This is a genomic window from Prevotella sp. (assembly GCF_036570325.1).
Classification (GTDB): domain Bacteria; phylum Bacteroidota; class Bacteroidia; order Bacteroidales; family Bacteroidaceae; genus Prevotella.
In genome coordinates, this window is sequence record NZ_DATCYK010000067.1 from 1 (window position 1) to 2,307 (window position 2,307).

General features: G+C 48.8%; 2 rRNA genes. Both read right to left on the minus strand.

From position 1 onward, the window contains the following. Positions 1-139: ribosomal RNA gene (locus VIR50_RS08080) — 23S ribosomal RNA — on the minus strand; the annotation flags it as partial. A gap of 441 nt (positions 140-580) precedes the next feature. Next, positions 581-2,143, minus strand: a 16S ribosomal RNA gene (locus VIR50_RS08085). Positions 2,144-2,307: the final 164 nt, after the last annotated feature.

Consider the following 2,307-nt stretch of genomic DNA (forward strand, 5'->3'; position numbering starts at 1 on the left):
AACCACTGCCGGGTTCCCCCATTCGGAAATCTACGGGTCGAAGGTTGCTTGCACCTCTCCGTAGCTTATCGCAGCTTACCGCGTCCTTCTTCGGCTGATATCGCCAAGGCATCCACCGTACGCCCTTAAAATCTTTACTTAGATTTTTAGACATGCATTAGATACATTGTCGTTTTTTGTAGCCGTACATTTGCATGTACGTCACCAATAAGTCAGAGAATTATTTCCTATGTACTCGGGTCAACCTACTTAGAAATTCTAAGAGATGACCTTACAAATATAATAATTATCTTCTATGCAGTTTTCAAAGAACAATCTGACTCTAAATTTCGTGTTTCTCGTCGTTGCACTTAATTTACTTGTCTTGCATACTTCCAGTATGCGGCAACTTCGTAAATTTACGTGCGCCTAGATAAACGCAAAATTTATTCGTCATATATAATTAGAGAGTATCTTTTACAGATCTCTCAAAACCGAACAATGTAGGTGAGGATACAGCTAGCGCATATGCTACGTTTATCCTACCAAAGTGTCGACCTAAGTGACATCCGAATACTCGATTCGGTGTATGTCTCCCTAGAAAGGAGGTGATCCAGCCGCACCTTCCGATACGGCTACCTTGTTACGACTTCACCCCAATCATCGACTTTACCTTAGACGGCTGGCTCCCGAAGGTTACCCCACCGGCTTTGGGCACTTCCGACTTTCGTGGTGTGACGGGCGGTGTGTACAAGGCCCGGGAACGTATTCACCGCAGTATGCTGACCTGCGATTACTAGCGATTCCGACTTCACGTAGGCGAGTTGCAGCCTACGATCCGAACTGAGAGAGTGTTTCTCGGGTTTGCTCCACCTCGCGGCTTCGCTTCCGTCTATTAACTCCCATTGTAGTACGTGTGTAGCCCAGGTCATAAGGGGCATGATGATTTGACGTCATCCCCGCCTTCCTCCGCATTGTCTGCGGCAGTCTCTCATGAGTTCCCACCCTAAGTGCTGGCAACATAAGATAGGGGTTGCGCTCGTTGCGGGACTTAACCCAACATCTCACGACACGAGCTGACGACAACCGTGCACCACCTGTTTTCTGGCTTCCGAAGAAGAGGAACTATCTCTAGTTCTGTCCATCAATGTCAAGACCTGGTAAGGTTCTTCGCGTTGCGTCGAATTAAACCACATACTCCACCGCTTGTGCGGGCCCCCGTCAATTCCTTTGAGTTTCAACCTTGCGGTCGTACTCCCCAGGCGGGGTACTTATTGCGTTAACTCCGGCACAGAAGGGGTCGATACCTCCTACACCTAGTACCCATCGTTTACGGCCAGGACTACCGGGGTATCTAATCCCGTTCGCTCCCCTGGCTTTCGCGCCTCAGCGTCAGTTTTCGTCCAGAAAGTCGCCTTCGCCACTGGTGTTCTTCCTAATATCTACGCATTTCACCGCTACACTAGGAATTCCACTTTCCTCTCCGATACTCTAGATTAGCAGTTTCCATCCCATCACGGGGTTAAGCCCCGAACTTTTAAGACAGACTGACTAATCCGCCTGCGCGCGCTTTACGCCCAATAATTCCGGACAACGCTTGCCACCTACGTATTACCGCGGCTGCTGGCACGTAGTTAGCCGTGGCTTTCTATTCCGGTACCGTCAATTCCTCTAATTATTCACAAGAGGACCTTTCGTCCCGATTAACAGAGCTTTACAACCCGAAGGCCGTCATCACTCACGCGGCGTTGCTCCGTCAGACTTTCGTCCATTGCGGAAGATTCCCCACTGCTGCCTCCCGTAGGAGTCTGGGCCGTGTCTCAGTCCCAATGTGGCCGTTCATCCTCTCAGACCGGCTACTGATCATCGCCTTGGTGGGCCGTTACCCCTCCAACTAGCTAATCAGACGCAATCCCCTCCTTCAGCGATAGCTTATAAATAGAGGCCACCTTTCATTCATCCTCGATGCCGAAGTTGAATCGTATGCGGTATTAGCAGTCGTTTCCAACTGTTGTCCCCCTCTGAAGGGCAGGTTGATTACGCGTTACTCACCCGTTCGCCACTAAGCTCCATAGAAGCAAGCTTCCATTTCGCTCCGTTCGACTTGCATGTGTTAAGCACGCCGCCAGCGTTCGTCCTGAGCCAGGATCAAACTCTCCAAGATATCTTGAAGCTATTTGAATAGCTCATTTGTTTTGTTGTCGTTACATTTAAGTAACTTTGAATTATGGTTGGTTTTGACTATATCAAAACCCGCACTCTGGCATATGTTCAATCTTTCGATTGATTACCTATCATTGTTCAGTTTTCAAAGATCTGTTTGCTAAG